General features: G+C 41.4%; 18 protein-coding genes and 1 tRNA gene. 10 read left to right on the top strand and 9 right to left on the bottom strand.

Annotated features, from left to right (window positions below; translation table 11 throughout):
• From BM156_RS17570 to BM156_RS17595, 6 genes are all read right to left on the bottom strand, one after another.
• Positions 1-549, bottom strand: coding sequence for a hypothetical protein (locus BM156_RS17570; protein ID WP_139218325.1), 549 nt, complete (start codon positions 547-549; stop codon positions 1-3).
• Positions 550-714: 165 nt separating this feature from the next.
• Positions 715-1,464: a LytR/AlgR family response regulator transcription factor gene (locus tag BM156_RS17575; protein WP_093921213.1), complete on the bottom strand. Its 750-nt coding sequence runs from the start codon at positions 1,462-1,464 to the stop codon at positions 715-717.
• Positions 1,461-2,510 carry a sensor histidine kinase gene (locus BM156_RS17580; RefSeq protein WP_093921214.1) on the bottom strand — a complete coding sequence of 350 codons (1,050 nt, stop codon included), beginning with the start codon at positions 2,508-2,510 and terminating at the stop codon, positions 1,461-1,463. The genes BM156_RS17575 and BM156_RS17580 overlap by 4 nt, the downstream gene beginning before the upstream one ends.
• 112 nt (positions 2,511-2,622) lie before the next feature.
• Entirely contained in the window at positions 2,623-3,327 is a 705-nt protein-coding gene (locus BM156_RS17585) for a LiaF transmembrane domain-containing protein (protein WP_093921215.1), read from the bottom strand.
• A gap of 101 nt (positions 3,328-3,428) precedes the next feature.
• A complete protein-coding gene (locus tag BM156_RS17590; protein ID WP_093921216.1) occupies positions 3,429-3,824 on the bottom strand; it encodes a hypothetical protein in 396 nt (131 codons plus the stop codon).
• A 159-nt stretch (positions 3,825-3,983) separates the two neighbouring features.
• The gene (locus BM156_RS17595; protein WP_093921217.1) at positions 3,984-5,681 is read right to left on the bottom strand and encodes a glutamine--tRNA ligase/YqeY domain fusion protein; all 1,698 of its coding nucleotides are present in this window, start codon (positions 5,679-5,681) and stop codon (positions 3,984-3,986) included.
• Between the two features lie 200 nt (positions 5,682-5,881).
• On the opposite strand from BM156_RS17595, the gene folB reads away from it, so the two are divergent.
• The 10 genes from folB (at position 5,882) to BM156_RS17645 (ending at position 11,735) form a co-directional block, all read left to right on the top strand.
• Positions 5,882-6,232, top strand: coding sequence for a dihydroneopterin aldolase (gene folB / locus BM156_RS17600; RefSeq protein WP_093921218.1), 351 nt, complete (start codon positions 5,882-5,884; stop codon positions 6,230-6,232).
• Between the two features lie 473 nt (positions 6,233-6,705).
• Positions 6,706-6,776 (top strand) — tRNA-Cys (locus BM156_RS17605).
• A gap of 274 nt (positions 6,777-7,050) precedes the next feature.
• Positions 7,051-7,374 carry a NifB/NifX family molybdenum-iron cluster-binding protein gene (locus BM156_RS17610; RefSeq protein ID WP_093921219.1) on the top strand — a complete coding sequence of 108 codons (324 nt, stop codon included), beginning with the start codon at positions 7,051-7,053 and terminating at the stop codon, positions 7,372-7,374.
• A gap of 17 nt (positions 7,375-7,391) precedes the next feature.
• On the top strand, positions 7,392-7,619 hold the full coding sequence (locus tag BM156_RS20955; protein ID WP_093921220.1) for a DUF5320 family protein: 228 nt from the start codon (positions 7,392-7,394) through the stop codon (positions 7,617-7,619).
• 175 nt (positions 7,620-7,794) lie between these two features.
• On the top strand, positions 7,795-8,130 hold the full coding sequence (locus BM156_RS17620; protein WP_093921221.1) for a NifB/NifX family molybdenum-iron cluster-binding protein: 336 nt from the start codon (positions 7,795-7,797) through the stop codon (positions 8,128-8,130).
• A gap of 88 nt (positions 8,131-8,218) precedes the next feature.
• Positions 8,219-9,079, top strand: coding sequence for a nucleotide-binding protein (locus BM156_RS17625; RefSeq protein WP_093921222.1), 861 nt, complete (start codon positions 8,219-8,221; stop codon positions 9,077-9,079).
• A complete protein-coding gene (locus BM156_RS17630; protein ID WP_170846999.1) occupies positions 9,072-9,947 on the top strand; it encodes a P-loop NTPase in 876 nt (291 codons plus the stop codon). Before BM156_RS17625 ends, BM156_RS17630 begins: the two co-directional genes overlap by 8 nt.
• A gap of 46 nt (positions 9,948-9,993) precedes the next feature.
• Positions 9,994-10,632, top strand: coding sequence for a DUF4405 domain-containing protein (locus BM156_RS17635; RefSeq protein ID WP_170847000.1), 639 nt, complete (start codon positions 9,994-9,996; stop codon positions 10,630-10,632).
• Position 10,633: 1 nt separating this feature from the next.
• Positions 10,634-11,299 (top strand): GTP cyclohydrolase II, encoded by a 666-nt coding sequence (gene ribA, locus BM156_RS17640; RefSeq protein WP_093921225.1) that lies wholly within the window; start codon positions 10,634-10,636, stop codon positions 11,297-11,299.
• 13 nt (positions 11,300-11,312) lie between these two features.
• Positions 11,313-11,735: an acyl-CoA thioesterase gene (locus BM156_RS17645; protein WP_093921226.1), complete on the top strand. Its 423-nt coding sequence runs from the start codon at positions 11,313-11,315 to the stop codon at positions 11,733-11,735.
• Between the two features lie 22 nt (positions 11,736-11,757).
• Here the strand turns inward: BM156_RS17645 and BM156_RS17650 are convergent, their stop codons facing one another.
• The 3 genes from BM156_RS17650 to BM156_RS17660 form a co-directional block, all read right to left on the bottom strand.
• A complete protein-coding gene (locus BM156_RS17650; protein WP_093921227.1) occupies positions 11,758-13,818 on the bottom strand; it encodes an alpha-galactosidase in 2,061 nt (686 codons plus the stop codon).
• 115 nt (positions 13,819-13,933) lie between these two features.
• Positions 13,934-15,037: a hypothetical protein gene (locus BM156_RS17655; protein ID WP_093921228.1), complete on the bottom strand. Its 1,104-nt coding sequence runs from the start codon at positions 15,035-15,037 to the stop codon at positions 13,934-13,936.
• A 26-nt stretch (positions 15,038-15,063) separates the two neighbouring features.
• Entirely contained in the window at positions 15,064-16,917 is a 1,854-nt protein-coding gene (locus BM156_RS17660) for an FAD-dependent oxidoreductase (RefSeq protein WP_093921229.1), read from the bottom strand.
• Between the last annotated feature and the right edge of the window lie 308 nt (positions 16,918-17,225).

Below are 17,225 nucleotides of genomic sequence, written 5' to 3' on the forward strand. Positions count from 1 at the left end.
TCAGGAGAATAAACTTCGTCTTAAAGTTATATAACCGGATGAATACTTTTTCCCACGCGTATCAAAAACCTTGACCTTGGCCCAGTAGAAACGCTTGATTTTACGATCATGATTATAAAAAACATTCAAGTCAATCCGCAGTTCATGCGTTTTCCCAGACTCGAGGTATAAAGGGTAGATCTCATAACGATTAAGCCCTTTTAGCTTGAATTTTCGTTTGGTCCACAGCTTCCGAAAAACAAGAACAGGTGCTGCTAAATCAATGTCCTTCTTGCTTGAGTTGGTTACCTTCAGGGTTAATACATGAGGACGAAGTTTCCGATCTTTAATTAACTCAATCTTTAGCTTCCGTCTTGACACAGAACCTGGTTTCGCTTTCTTTGTCGGCTGTGACCGCTTCAACAATTTCGACACAACATAATAGGCAAAAGGAATTGCAACTAAGATAGCTATGAACCAAAAGATCTTATAACCTTCGGGAGCCACCTCACTCTGCGCCACCACTTGCAATGGCATTGCAATCATCAAACTATACAATATTTTTCTCATTGGATCTAACTTAACGCTCATGAACAATGGGCAAAGACATCAACTAAATGATGCTGTCTCTATTCAATTGGGACGTAAAAATAAAAAAGTCCTGCAACTATAGCAGGACTGCCTAAGATAACTTCTTATTCCCATATTTTAAAGAAAACGAACCAGCTTCTATCATTAAAAATGTAAAACTTCCTTAATCTTCTTATACCCGGTTTTACTAACTTTCAACTTCGTCTTATCCTTCAAAATAACCATATAAGATTCTTTCTCATACTGTTGAATTTCATCAATATAATCAACCCGAACAATATAAGAACGATGAATCCGAATAAAATCACTGGGGCTAAGATGCGACTCAAAATACTTCATCGTCTTCTGCTTCATGTGTCTTCCTTCATCCGTATAGATCAGCACATAATCATCCAACGATTCGAGATAACGTACATTTTCGATTGGAATAATCGTTATTTTATGACGATCCTTAACCACAATACGCTGTAAGTACTCATTGACAGCGTAAGCACTCAACTGCTCCAACTTTTCCTGGCTGTTTTCGTTGTTTCCAATGCGTTCCAGCACTTTATCAATGGCTTTTAATAAGCGATCTTTCGAAAAGGGCTTCAGCAAATAATCGATGGCATTATAATCAAAGGCTTTCAGGGCATATTGATCGTACGCTGTTGTAAAGATAATTTCTGGCTTATGCTCTAAGAGTTCCAACATCTCGAAGCCTGTAATTTTAGGCATTTGGATATCCAGAAAAACCAGATCAGGCTTTAGTTCATTGATTTTCTGGACTCCTATAAACCCATTTTCGCACTCTCCAATTAAGGTCAGCGAAGGATGTCCTTTTAAATAGGATTTGAGAAGATTCCGGGCTAGCTCCTCGTCTTCAACAATTAATGCTTTTAATTCTTGTTTCATACCGGTATTGTTTTGGGAAGTAGTAGTTCTACAATAAAGCTTGTTTTTTGGTCGGTGATTCGCAATAAATCTCCCGAACCATAAATTAACTCCAACCGCTGGCGAATATTCCGAAGACCAATTCCTTCTCCCCGATTCATAGCCGAGTCTGCATCGTAATCATTTTCAATACGAATAAGCACATGATTGCTTTCATCCTTACAAGAGGTCTTGATACTGACGGGATCGGTAGCTTCGTAAACCCCGTATTTAATTGCGTTCTCGAACAGCGGCTGTAAAATCATGTTTGGAATCTGAAAATTATGACAACTTTTCTCAATCTCAAAGACTGGATTCAATTTTTTTCCAAAACGGACTTTTTCAATGCTTAAATAAAGCTTAATATTCTCTAATTCATCTTTCAACGAGACCGTTTCATCCTGATCATGCTGCAAGGAATAGCGCATAAAACGAGATAAGTTGATCACCATTTCCTGCGCTTTTTCAGGTGCACTTATTGTCAATGAGGCAATTGAGTTAAGACTGTTAAACAGAAAGTGAGGATTAATCTGGGATTTGAGCGCACTAAGCTCTGCTTCCCGAATTAGAGATTTCAGCTCTGCTTCCCGCTTCACCTTCTCTCTTAAGGTTTGATAATAGTTTATCGAATAAAAGAACAGCACATAGATTACATACATGACATAGCCGGAAAAGATTTTCCCAGGCAAGGTTTCGTAAAGTTCTTCCAGATGTTCCGGATTCACAATTTTAATCATGATGAAACTCAGGTACACCCATATTCCATTGAGAATTGTCGCCCCAATAAAGTGGTACAACATCACCCAGATGAATTCTTTTTCGTCTAAACTATTGAATTTTATAATAAACCAGATACTTCCCCCCAAAATCGGATATAAACCAAAATAGGAAAAGGCATAAAGGAAAGCGATATTTAAGTCGACCCCGTACCAAAGATACTGGATCAGAATATTGGAAATTCCAATAATCAACCAAAATACTCCATAATAGAGCATCAGGGTTTTATTGCTGATGAAAGGATGCTTCATCTATAATTGTCTTCTTTTAGCTTTTTAGATCGTTCTTGTTTCTAGTTTCGTTCGTATGAGAGTAGTTGGATTTTTTGAACTTTAAAGACTCATGACATGGCTAATCAATTTTTTAAACATACTTGACCTCAAACCCACCGAAAATGGTCATTCCTCGTATGACCAATGTTTTTGAAGGATCGTAGCTGGCTCCCCGGTTAAACATATCACCTCGCTTATCGGTAAAAGCTCCAAAAATGGTCGTCACCTCGTTACGCACAACCCAGTCCAACGGAACTTTAATGCCACACCCACCAAAAACAGCAATCGAATCAATAAAAGCACCTTCGGGAGCTAGCTTGGCCTGCCGAAAATCATATTCAATTCCTCCAAATATTGAGGTGGAACGTCCTCCCTTCAAACTCTGTGAGTTCACAAAGATTTCCCGTCCTCCAAAAATCACAAAATCATCAAACTCGTTAAAATCCTTCCCCTCAACACCCCGCTCAATTTGAGTTTTGCAACCTTTATGGCGAAAAAGCAAGGCTGCACCTATGGCAACTAAAATCAAGGGCCAATATAAACGGCGAACTTCATGTGGAACACTAATTAACTCAGGAAGAAGAAAGAACCCTCCAATGACAATCAAGATTGTTCCTCCTGTCTTATTTCCACCTGCTAAGGAAAAAACGCCTATCGCTACCAGCAGCATTTGCCACGAGATCAACAAGTCTGCTACATTCCATGGAAGCAGGTTCAACCGCTCGAGAATCAATACTGCTCCAATAACAATCAGCATAAGTCCTAAGTAAAACCGCTTATTCCCCTTGTTCTCCATAATATTGTGTCTTTAAATCGTTCTAAAATAGTTAAATTCACTTCTCAAAAACCATGCTCAAGCAATTCTTTTTTTGCTTAAGCATTTAAAATCCTACCCTTCTAAAGAATTTTACTGATTAGTATAATCCCTAAAACAACCAATAATACAGGGAAAAAGATAATCGCCAGAATCCCCGGAATTATAAAATGCGGAAGTATAAAAAACACCGCAAACAGAATCAACAACAAACCAACCAGACGACGACCAGCAATTAAAAGAACACCTGCAAGAAGTAAAATAATTGGCCAAGTAACAGACAAAGCCCCAAAATGAAAAATATTCATCAGGCTTGATGTTGCTTCACGAATTGTGTGCCAGCCAGGTAAGCCAATATGCCAACCAATTTCTTTCAATACCCAAAGAACACCAACAATAATCAGGATAACTCCTAAAAAACTGCCACTGCTATTCTTTTCTCGCTTATGTTCATGTCGACTACAATGTTGATTTTCCATGATTTTCAGCTATTAATTTCTGATGTAAAATTAATTCCTCAAAGTATTCTTCTGAAAAAGTGATCGGTTAATGGGTGTGATTCATCGGTAAGGAGCTTTAATATCCAATAAAAAGGCGAGACTAGATAGCCTCGCCCTTCTTTATTGGTATATTTCTCCTTATTTTCCTTGCTTTTTTGCCCAATTATCACGGAGTTGAGCTGTTCGGTTAAATACCAATTTATCTGCTTTTGAATCGGAATCAACATTGAAATAGCCCAAACGTTCAAACTGGAATGAATCCAAAGCTTTTGAATCTTTCACAAATGGCTCGATGTAGCATTTATCCAACACGGTCAACGAGTTCGGGTTCATGAATTCTTTGAAGTCCCGATCTTTGTGACCATTCGGATCCTCATCTAAAAACAAACGATCATACAGGCGCACCTCTGCTTCAACATTTTCGGTAGCCGAAACCCAATGCAAAGTTCCTTTCACCTTACGTCCATCCGGAGAATTTCCACCTCTCGAGGCCGGATCGTAAGTACAATGCAGCTCAACAATCTCACCTTGCTCATCCTTTACCACATCGGTACAAGTAACAAAATAGGCATAACGCAAACGTACCTCGCGCCCTGGTCCTAAACGGAAAAACTTACGAGGAGGCTCTTCCATAAAGTCCTCACGCTCAATATAAATTTCGCGAGTAAATGGTACTTTACGCTTACCTGCCTCCGGGTTCTCCGGATTGTTGATGGCATCCATTTCTTCCACCTGTCCTTCAGGGTAGTTCGTAATAACCACTTTTAGCGGGTTCAATACCCCCATCACACGTTGTGCTTTCTTATTTAAATCTTCGCGTACGCTGTGCTCCAAAAGTGCCACATCAATCATTCCGTCAACCTTAGTTACTCCAATGCGCTCAGCAAAGTTCCGAATGGATTCCGGTGTATAGCCACGACGACGTAGCCCTGAAACGGTCGGCATCCGTGGATCATCCCAGCCTGACACATGTTTGTCTTTCACCAATTCGAGCAGTTTACGCTTGCTCATAACGGTGTACGTCAGGTTCAAACGGGCAAACTCAATCTGACGAGGACGATACTCATCTGTTTTCAGTTGATCGATGAACCAGTTATATAACGGGCGGTGTACTTCAAACTCAAGCGTACAAATTGAATGGGTAATCCCCTCCCAATAGTCACATTGTCCATGGGCAAAATCATACATCGGGTAGATGCACCATTTATCTCCGGTACGGTGATGAGGGGTTTTCATGATCCGATACAAAATTGGATCACGCATGTGCATGTTTGGCGATGCCATATCAATCTTAGCACGCAATACTTTCTCGCCATCACTAAACTCACCATCGCGCATGCGTACAAATAGGTCCAAGTTCTCTTCTACCGATCGTTGTCGGTGTGGACTTTCAAGTCCTGGACGAGTAGGCGTTCCTTTCTGCGAACTGATTGTTTCAGCATCCTGATCATCAACATACGCTTTTCCTTCTTTAATCAGCTTCGTTGCAAACTCATAAAGCTTATCAAAATAATCAGAAGCAAAAAATTCGCGATCGCCCCAGTCAAATCCCAGCCAATGAACATCCTCCTTGATTGAATCAACATACTCTGTTTCTTCTTTCGAAGGGTTTGTATCATCAAATCGCAAGTTGGTCAATCCATTGTACTTCTGAGCGGTGCCAAAATTCAGGCAAATAGATTTTGCATGTCCAATATGCAAATATCCGTTAGGCTCGGGCGGGAACCGGGTATGCACACGTCCATCATTCTTCCCGGCATTCAACTCTTCTTCAACAATTTGGTGGATGAAATTCTTTTTAACCACCGGCTCTTTTTCTGGAATTTTCTCGCTCATAGAAGTTTTCAGTTTATTGTAAGCAACAAAAATATAAAATGATTCTGCACAATGGCTTTTAAGTCTCCTTAAAATCTATTTACGGCAAAGAAAAATTAATTTTGCAGCTGATATTTGGGCCATTTGATTCAATTTTCCACCAAAATGTTGAACCAACGGACCTCCTTCTAACTTGAAAATATAAACGAAAAAATATAGCTATGGGACAAATAGATCTTGAAGGATTAGAATTTTACGCCTACCACGGACACTATCCGGTAGAAAAAGTCGTTGGCAATAAATTTATACTAAATGTTTCCATTCAAACTGATTGTGCTAAAGCAGGTCAGTCGGACCAATTAGAAGATGCCTTAAATTACCAGGAAGCCTATGAGTTGATCAAAGACGAAATGGCCATTAAATCGGATCTGTTGGAACATGTTGCCACCCGCATTGTCGACAGGCTATACGCTAGCTTTACATCGATTCAGCATGCTTCAGTAAAAGTATCGAAAATGAATCCGCCCATGGGGGGACAGATTGAAAAAGTAAGTGTTACTATCAGTCGATAGCGATACAATCAAATGAATGTAAGGGATCTGCTGGCTACTTCCAGCAGATTCTATCGTTCCCTAAATCATGTAAAGCAATTTATTGCTTCGAAAGATTATCTTTTACAGATTCCGCCAGTAAACGGTCGTTTTTCCACTCGCAACTTCCTTTTGGCTAGGTTGACAGCCTACGAATAGACTCATCAATACACAAACGACTATACTTCGCACCATGATCTTGGTTTTATGATTCGACCTCAGAAATAAATACAAATATAAAAAAACTCAGTTTCGTGAAGTTACAAGCCAATGAGTAGGTTTTAGCCCTTCAGCCCTAGAAAATTGGAAACACGCCCGATAAAGGTTTAACTCGGTTGGCCAACTAGTTCGCTTGAATTAATTCGCAAAATTCTGCCCATTACGATATTCTTCTCCTAAATTTTTCTTGTGCAGAAGTGGAAAATTTTATTACATTTGCAGTCCGATTACGGAATGGTCTCTTGGCCGAGTGGCTAGGCAGCGGTCTGCAAAACCGCGTACGGCGGTTCGAATCCGCCAGAGACCTCATAAAAAAGCCAGTGAAAATTCACTGGCTTTTTTTATGTCTCAAACTTTTCTAAGAGTTGGATCCTTTCTTCGCTCAGCTTCCCTCACATTCCTCCAAAAGCAAAACTTACAACTACCTCCAACAAGATTATCAACTCAGCAATAAAGCTATTCTCATTCCTCAAGCTTTAGTATTCAAGAATTAACAACAATCCAAAAATAAATCTTCAATCATTTAATTTTGAACTTTTGTTCATTATATTTGCAGTGTAAACATTTATAATCTACCTGCAATGAAAGTAGCCATTACATCAACAGGACAAGAAGTAACATCGAAATTAGATCACCGGTTCGGACGGTGTTCCTACTTTGCGATTCATGACTTCGATACCGACCAAACTGATTTTATTAAAAATCCCAACAAAGAAGTCGCAGAAGGAGCTGGACCTGCTTCTGTACAGTTTATTGTCAGCCACGGAGTCAGTAAAATTATCTCTGGAGAATTTGGAGGAAAAGTCAAAAAGATTTTAGAAGACCTTGAAGTCCAAATGATCATGTTCAATGGCCCTGAAAGAACAATTCAGGATATCCTTTCATTGATGGCAGTCAAACCATAAAAAAGGAGGTGTGAACCATGCCAGGATTTAATCAAAGAGGCCCTGCAGGAGAAGGTCCGATGACAGGGCGAAAACAGGGGAAATGTGCTAACAAAGGTCGTTCCCAGATGAGAAATAACCAACTAGAACAAGCTTCTGAAGGTCAATCTTTTCAACAAGAGGATACAGCTCCTAGAGGATTTGGATTCAGAAGAGGATTGAAACGTAGAAATGCTTCAGGACGCGGATTGGGTTGTCGAAGCTAATCTACTGAGGAGTTTAAACTGGTAGTTAAATGGTCCTTAAAACTACCAGTTTCTATTTTTTTAAACACCTAAAACGAGCGGCGAAAAAACGTCGATACAATCGAAACAAGATCGGGGAAAAACAAATGCCGTCATCCCCTCCAAATACCATTGAAATCTTTTAAACAATAATGAAATGAAGAAATTTGCCATACCTACTGAAAACGGAAAACTTTGCTCTCACTTTGGCCACTGTCAACAATTTGCAATTATCAATGTCAGTGACAACGCACTAACTCATGAGAGTTACCTCAATCCACCGCCCCACGAACCGGGTCTATTACCTACTTGGCTTGGGCAGCAAGGAGTAACCAATATTATTGCCGGCGGTATCGGACAAAAAGCAATCCAGCTATTCAAGCAACAAAACATTGAAGTAACGGTAGGTGCACTAGCCAAATCCCCAAAGCAATTGGTCGAAGATTTTCTGGCTAACGATTTGGTTTCCGGAGCTAACGCATGTGATCACTAAACGGAGTAAGCCATCTGGATAAAAGCTCCGGTCACATAAGTCCAGTTACAAATTTTCAAAATACGAATACTTACATCTTTATTTTCAAATGAAAATAGCAGTTGCCAGCGGTAAAGGAGGCACTGGAAAGACATTGATTTCAACCAACCTCTTCCATGTAATACAACAATTGGGAGATCCGGTTGAGTTGATTGATTGTGATGCAGAAGAGCCGAATACCCGTCAGTTCATCAAAGGGAAAGTCAATGATGAAGAGATGGTCACCCAAAGAATTCCGGTAATCGATAAAGCCAGCTGTACTTTTTGTGGGAAATGCCAGGAATACTGCCATTACAATGCCATTATCGTTTTACCCGATATTCGACATGTTCAGGTAATTGAAGAACTTTGCCATGATTGTGGTGCCTGCTCCTATGCATGTCATGCAGGAGCTATCAGCGAACGAGTAAAATCGATCGGGTCAATTACCAATTACGAAACAGCCCTCGGTGGATTTTTAACCGAGAGTCAAATCGATATTGGTATCTACTCCCCAGTACCTGTTATTCAAAAAGCAATACACAGCGCAGATAAAAACGCCTTTGTTATTCTGGACGCACCTCCCGGAACCTCCTGCCCCTTTATTGCAACCGTATCTGAAGCCAACTTTGTCGTATTGGTAACCGAACCCACTCCTTTTGGGTTGAATGACCTAAAGTTATCAGTCAATGTTTTAAAAGAACTTCAGAAGCCTTTTGGTGTCATTGTCAATCGGGCTGGTTTGGGTGATGACAAACTATACCACTACTTAAAGGAGAACAACATCAGCTTATTGGCTGACATTCCTTTTGATCGTCAGGTGGCACACACTTATTCTTGTGGCAACCTGATTACCGATGAATCGTCAAAATACAAAGAGCTGTTTCTGCATCTATACGACACCCTTAAAAAACAAGCACAGCATGACTGAAATTACCATACTTAGTGGCAAGGGAGGAACCGGCAAATCAAGCTTAAGTGCTGCCTTAGCAACGCAAGCCGCCAAACTGGTCGTTGCTGATTGTGATGTAGATGCTTCAAATCTCCCGATCATTCTTCAACCCAAGGATTACCAGGAAGGCAAATACGTATCGGGCCAAAAAGCGGTGATTAACCCAGCACTATGCACTAACTGTGGTCAATGCCTAAACTATTGTCGCTTTGATGCTGTAGCGTCTGTCAATAACCGCTATCAGATTGTTGAAACAGCCTGCGATGGCTGCCAGCTATGTGCCCGGGTTTGCCCAGCAAATGCCATTACCATGATTGAGCATGATAAAAGCCGGTGGTTTATTGGCGAAATCACTAATGGGAAAATGGTCCATGCTCACCTTGCTGCCGGAGAGGACAACTCTGGAAAGCTGGTCAATATTGTTCGGGATCAAGCACGCGAACTGGCCTCTGAAATTGAGTCGCAACTGATTCTGATTGATGGGCCTCCAGGAATTGGATGCCCCGCAATTTCGGCTCTAACCGGAACCGACAAAGTTGTTTTAGTCTCCGAACCAACACAATCTGGCATTCATGATCTTAAACGAGTTGTTGAGCTGGTTCGCCAGTTCAAGATTCCAGCCTTTGTGGTCATCAACAAGTATGATATCAACCTTCCGTTAAGTGAAGAACTGGAAGAATGGTGCGAAACGATGCAACTACCAATTATTGGAAAATTACCCTTCGACAAAGTTGTTGTTGACGCCATGGTGCATTGCCAAAGCATCACCGACTGGGCACCCGATTCTCCCGTCAGCGATGAAATACGGAAAATCTGGAACAAGCTGTTATACGCTGATCGTCCTTAATTCAAATCAGCTAAACATTGAAGTTCAGTTCAAAAAAACAATGAAAATGCAAAAGAATAAATTAAACCTTATCATCGATTTGCTTCTATTGATTTGCTTGCTGCTAATCAGTGGAATTGGATTTCTAATCCGATACGTACTTCCTCCTGGGTTTGAGAGAAGGCAGCTTTATGGAAATGGCGTTGATTTACAATTTTGGGGACTCGACCGGCATGAGTGGGGAAACATTCACCTTATCATCAGCTTGGTCTTTATTGCCCTGCTTTTCTTTCATATTCTGTTACACTGGAAAATGATCTGCGCCTTTACAGGAAAGTATTCTCAAGGAAAGATCTCATCAAAAGTACTTTTAGGAATTGTTTTGGCCCTTTCAGCCATCTGCTTAGCGGGACCTTTCTGCATTCAACCAGAAGTTGCTTCTCGACAAGGCCGAATAGTGACCGAATCAATAACGCCAACAAACTCTGAGCAAACGCCCACTCATTCTTCCTCAACCATTGAAGTCAAAGGATCAATGCATTTAAACGAGCTTGCCTCACAATTTCAGGTTTCAACGTCCACCATCATTGCTCAAATGGGCATTTCACCGAAAGATTCCTGCCAAAGAATTGGGCGATTGAAAAAGAAGTACGGATTTGCCATGCACGAACTCAAACAACTCATTGAGTTAGAAATGAACAACTAGTATGTTTGACAGACAACAAGAAAATACCTACCCTAAAAATCTGACGGTCGGCGAACAGGTCGATTTGCCAAGTGTTTACGGAACATTCAAGCTGATCCCCTTTCAGGATAAAGTTAATGGACTTGAACACATTGCATTGATTAAAGGCAATCCTCAGCCCAACCAATCAACACTCGTTCGGATTCACTCTGCCTGTGCCACCGGTGACCTCTTTGGGTCTTTGCGATGCGATTGTGGCCCGCAACTACACCAGGCACTGAGGCAAATTGAGCAAGCCGGACGTGGGGTTTTAATTTACCTGCAACAGGAAGGTCGAGGAATTGGGCTAATGGAAAAAATCAAAGCCTACAAACTCCAGGAGCAAGGTTTTGACACGGTAGATGCCAACCTAAAACTAGGGCACCAAGCCGATGAAAGAGACTACAAGGATGCTGCGGAGATCTTGCATTATCTACACATCAGCAAAGTTGATCTCATGACCAATAATCCGCTAAAAATGGAAGGCTTAAGCCAATATGGCATAACAGTTGAAACGTGTATCCCAATTATAATCAAGCCCAATAAACACAATGCGTTCTATCTTCAAACAAAACAAGAACGCATGGGACATAAGCTTTTGCAACAAGCTTTTGACCAAGAAAAAGCCAAGTTCGAAAACCTAAAGTAAACTTCCTCAAACAATGAAAAACTACTTCGTGCACCACATTCAGTTACGTCCTCGTTATGGCGAAGTTGACCAAATGGGCTATGTTTATCATGCCAACTACGTAACCTACTGTCACCAAGCCCGAACCGAACTCCTTCGCCAATTTGGCATTGAAGATCATCAGTTGGAAGAGCATAACATCATGCTACCGGTTATCAGCATGGATCTACGCTACCACAAACCTGCAGGCTACGATGAGTTACTTACAGTTAAAACAAGCCTAAAAGAGGAACCGCGTACCCGTTTTTCCTTTCAATTTGAATTTAGAAATGAACAAAATGAGCTCATCTGCTCGGCAAATTGCAGCACAGCCATTGTTGATCGGTTGACGCGCAAGCCTATGCGAGCACCTGCGCTCATCAAACAGGCTTTCAACAAAATCGAAATGGTACGCTAAAAGCAAATCGTACAACTGGCTCTTAATCCACCTTCGTATATCGATACAATACGAAGGTATTTTCTGCCGGTAGCTGAAAGCGCAAACGTTGATCAGACGTGACTTTCAGAATCAATTCCTCACCGCTTCCATCTCCCATTATTTTGTGCAACGACACTTGCTGCTCTGCCGGGAGGTAGGTTTGGATCTCTGCTGCTGAACGACTTGAGTTTTCCCGAAAAATCAGGAAATAACCGCCATCTTCTGTTATCGATTGAAAGCCTGTCCAAGACCTGCCTGAAGGCTCATCGCCAATTGGCAGAATGCTTCCCGAGTGGAAATCAGCCTGTACTTCGCGGTACTTAGAAATGGTTTCTGCTACAGAACCAGCTTCTGCTGGCAGTCCTGTAGCTTCAAACCAAGCCAATGGCTGACCAACCATCGCGATTGCAAACAGGTAGTTAAAATCATAATTGCCAGGAGCAAACAGGTCATCAGCTGGATATTTTCCCGCATTACGCCATTTATTCAAAAACTCAACCTGCAGCAACTCAGGAGGGAAATAGAGAGCCAGGGTCCAAACATTACGAAGTGTTCGAAAAGGGTAATAATTGCCCCAATCGGTATATCGGTTCTCCAGAAATAGATTCCCGTACGGACGATAAGAAAAATAGCCTCCTCGTGTTCCGGCTGTTAAATCCAAGTTGAAAAACACATCGCCATTTGTTTCTTTTTTAACCTTCTCGAAAAAACGTTCCAAGTTGATTGCTGCCTCTTTCGTTGGGATTTCCACCCCATCAATTTTAAAATAGTCAATCCCAGTTTCTTTGTTCAAATTGATCAGGATTTCGGCATCTGTCTCCCAAGTTGCATAGTCGTTTTCGTTACTCGGATGAAACCACAGCCCTAAGCGGATTCCTTTCTTCTTTGCTGATTTAATCACCTTGGTCAGCCCGTTGGGAAAGCGCTCCTTATTCGGCATCCAATTTTCCGGGGTCCAAGCATCCCATAAACGCCCTGAACGATGAACTGAATTGGCGGAAAGCCCTTGCTGCCAGCCGTCATCAATTTGAAAATGACTAATTCCCAGAGCCTCGGCTTCCTCCAATTCCCGCAAAATAAATGCTTCGCTGATCTTTCCATCCTGCCCACGATCTCCCCAAGTGTTCATCATGACCATTTCGTATTGTTTCGGATCATAGTTAATCGACGCTTTCAAATACTGGCGTAGAGCCAACAAACAGCCTGCCTGATTCTCAGCAAGCCCCATCGTAATGGTGTAACCTTTAATCCATTCATCTCCTCGTCCCTGAAGCGGGAAGCCAGAGAATGGAACCCGAACGCCTCCCTGCGACACTTCAAAATCAAATCCCGGATAGGCAATCTGGCTGGCTGTGTTTGGCGCTTCTTTGAGCAAGAAAAAACAGCTTTGTCCAACCAAGTCCTCTCCAATTAACAGGTTCCCCTGCCGCTTCTCCGAAGAACGATAAGGGATTGATGTGGTTTCATACACCAAATTATCGTGAATATCTGTGGCATCTTTAAAATTCACCGTTTTGATTTGCCAATGTTTCGAGTCGAAACCAACCGCAAAAGCATGCGATTTCTGAAGCTTTTTATGTTTCTTCTGATGTTTCTCCGTGCCATCAGCTTTATGCTGCTCTTCTTCAAACCCAGTTTTTAAGTGTTCATATTTCAAATAATAATCGCACGAGATGGTCGCCACATCGGGGAATATTCGAAGAATCCGTTTACTAAACACATTTCCGTGCTGATTTTCAATGTATACTGCTAAGTGGTCCGGAAGGAAAATATCACCACGGTTTCGATCGATCTCAAAAGCTACATTTTTGGTAAATCCACTCCCTCCCAAGGCAAATAGATTTTCCTTCTTCCAACTCAAAGCTGATGAGGTATTCTCATTTTTGAATGAAAGCAATTCAATGTTTCCCTTATTCCAAAGCCATTTTTGCTCCACCTGGGAATTACGAATGACCAAAGTATCATTTTTCAGATAGGCTTCACAATCTTTTAACCGGGTTTTGGCATTGCACAAATTCAAGCCAATCAATGTACATACTACACTCAGCAAAAGAGTCTTCATTATGTCTATTTTCTTAGTTAGGGTTTGCTTTAAAAAAGCTCAAAACAAAAGCATCTCACCTTCAAGTATACTATTTTTCCGAATGTAATCAATGCGAATTGAAATATTTTGAAGGCTATTCTTTTGTTCTTTGCAAAAGCCGTTTGGTCATATTTCGAATGTAAACATCTTCTGCTTGAGAGAAGTCAGCTAACTTCTCAACAACCTGCGGATCCTCAAGATGCTCCGGTTTTATAAGACGGTAAATTAAGTTCAGGAGCCCGACAGGCAATTCCTCTGCCTGAACATGCTCCAATAATCGGACGACACTTTCATCAGCCAACAAATCACAATCTACCAGCTTCCAGATAAGTTCGGTATTTTGATGAAGGGATAATGAGGGCATCGTTTCCACCAGTTTGGTCTGAATTAGTATATCATCTAACATGGCCCCTCTAAAGTAGGACAAAGTACTCTCAGCAAGCAAATTATCACCGGACTTCATACACTCGATAAAACGAAGGTAAAAGTGAGCGTGGTATTCCGGATGTTGATCAACCATTTTTACCACCCATAGTTTTTTTGAAACATCACCAGTTTTAAACATTGCCTCCAGGAAAGACTGATCCAAACGTGCAGTAAGCAAACTCCTGATTTTTTCTTGTGTATTCCCATATACCGTATGCCACAAGGTATGACAAGTATAAACGGCATCTTTTACAACAACTTCAGACAAGGCAGGCTGTGTTGCTGCAGTATAACCATCCAACTCATAAGGGTTATCAATCGAATCCGGAATTATTACCAAATCTTCTTGTTTTAAATCCTTCAGAATAGAAAGACTGTCGCTTAAAATTTCGTCCAACTTTTTGTAATCAGCAGCTTCAAACTGGGTATGATCTGATTTGGTTAAAGGCTCATGTTCCAGCAATTTAAAGCCGTGATAGTTGCCAACACCATCCCAAAATAACCACAAGCGAACCATTCGACATTTTCCGGAAATACAGACATCTTTAAAAATATGCCGGGCAAACCAAATCGGAAGGCCATCCTCGTCCTGCAGTTCTATAATTTCCTGATCTGATATAAGATCTGCTGAATCGGCAAAGGAATGTACAACACAGATTCCCTTTGCATCTAAAAAATCAGGGGGCAGGTTTTCCGGATTCTCATACGAAAAACCAATCGCCCCAAACAGAAAAACAATAATTACAGGCCAATGTAGTCCAACAGTTCTCATAAAACAGGATTAATCATGCTTTAACCTTATTCAGTTTTAGGCCCTAACGTTTGTCCTTCATTGTATTTCTGCATATTTTCCATCTTATATTTCCCCACACCAACTTCCATCAAACCATTCAATTCATCCAAGTAATTCTGGTAAACTCCCCATGGATTTGTTTTGTGTGCTGTGGCAATTGATGCTGCCATTCCTACTACTTCCCCCATCATTCCTGTAGTTCGCATTACCCGAACCGTTCCTAAAGCAACATGTGTAACACTAATATTTCGTCCTGCCATAAACAGGTTATCCACATTTCGAGAGTAGAAACAACGATAGGGAATTGGATAAAGGTGAATTGCTTTATGCACAGCAATTGACTTAAATTCTTTCTCCGGGAAATGCGCTGTATTTTTAGGATCGGGATAGTGCAAATCGATGGTCCAGGAAGTCGGTGCCGAGGCATCCGGATAAAGAACATGATTGGTAAGATCCTGCTCTTTTAAAACCAAATCGCCCAAGAGCCTTCTTGACTCTCGTTTCCCTGCAATATAAGCAACCCAGTCAAGCTTTCGGTTCTGATATTTTTGCTTCTTGCTGCTGTGATTTTTCAAAAATGACCAATTAGAGAAAACAACCAGCAAACCATAGTCCCGGATACGCTCAAACTCGCTTATTTGGTTGAAGTTCATTCCGGTCTCCCAAGTCCATTCTCCCATGGTTACCTGTTCTGCATTTGCTTCGTTAAACTCAACGCCATACTGGAAATCAGGAAAATGCTCTTCCTTTTCACTTTCAACCGAATACCACTGAACTGATGCCCCCATGGTCATTGCATCAGCTTTTTCGGGAGCCGTAGCTTCTCCATATTGCTCCTTGCTTTCCCTGCCCATTGCAAAATCGGCACCGGCTAAAAAGCCAATGGTTCCATCTCCGGTGCAGTCTGCAAACAAGGGTGCTGAAAAGAAGAGCTCTTCTGATGTTTCAATATTCCGGGCCCAAACACCCGTTATTTTGGCTCCTTTTGTTTTGACCTCATAAGCCCGATAATTGGTGAACAATGAAATATTTTCTTCTGCCAAAACCATTTCCATCTTCTTCTCATCCTCGTAATAAGCTGCCGGCTGAGCATTGCCTCCTCGTGTAGGCCCCATTTCGTTCACCACATCTCCTAGTGCAGGAAATGGATGAACTTTAACCCGACCACCTAAATGCACACGGACCTCTGAGCTATTGTTACCTCCCAAAACCGGGCGATCTTGAATAAGAGCAACCTTCACGCCCAATCTTGCAGCCGAAATTGCTGCTGCTGTTCCGGCAACTCCTCCACCAACAACGACCAAATCAAATTTTCCAGCTTTACGTGGTTTGATTTTCAATGCTTTGTTTCGAAACTCATTCAACGCGGTAAAATCATTTGTTGGAGGATTTGCACTCTTGCTAAAGTAAATTGCATCAACTCGTCCATTAAACCCGGTTAAATCCCGAAGCCCAATTTTGAGTGTTTTATTGACCACATTCACTTTCCCCGCTTGCTGCCATATCCATTCACTCCCTTCACTTCCCAGAGTAATATTTGTGCTTTGCCCTTCGAGCAACAACTCAAATTTCCCCGGGCCTTCTCCCTCATACCATGGAGCAGTCCAATTAAACGTTCGAACAAAAATATGATAGGCCCCATCCTTCGGAAATTGAACAGTTGTTGTGGCATCTGCAACGGGCTCGCCCATGCCATGGGCCATAATGTAAGGCGATCCCATCTGATCCATAAACTGTTGATCGACCACCCAGCCGCCCTTATTTTGAAAACTCTCTGCCTCTACAAGCACTGACTGGGCATTACTTTCAACCAGCCCAACAGTAATGAAAAGTATAATGAACAATACGACATTTTTCATACGATTATAATTAGATCCAAGACACCAGATAAGATAAGTTGTTAATCATCAGACTCTGTATCAATTTTCCTTGTCATGGGTGTTTATAACTCTTTATTTTTTAACGCAACGCCTGCCTGCCCATCTTTCGAAGTCAGAAGGGGAACTTACATAATCATCTTCCCCGTGTGTGCAGGATAATTTACATGCTCGTTTTATATATTCTTATTAAAGATGTTAGCCAATAGACTTTTAGATTTTCAGAGCTCTTAAATAACATCTTCTAAACGAAGTTCAGGATGATGCCTAAAAAGGAGAACTCTGAAAAT

Source organism: Sunxiuqinia elliptica (assembly GCF_900113005.1).
Lineage (GTDB): Bacteria > Bacteroidota > Bacteroidia > Bacteroidales > Prolixibacteraceae > Sunxiuqinia > Sunxiuqinia elliptica.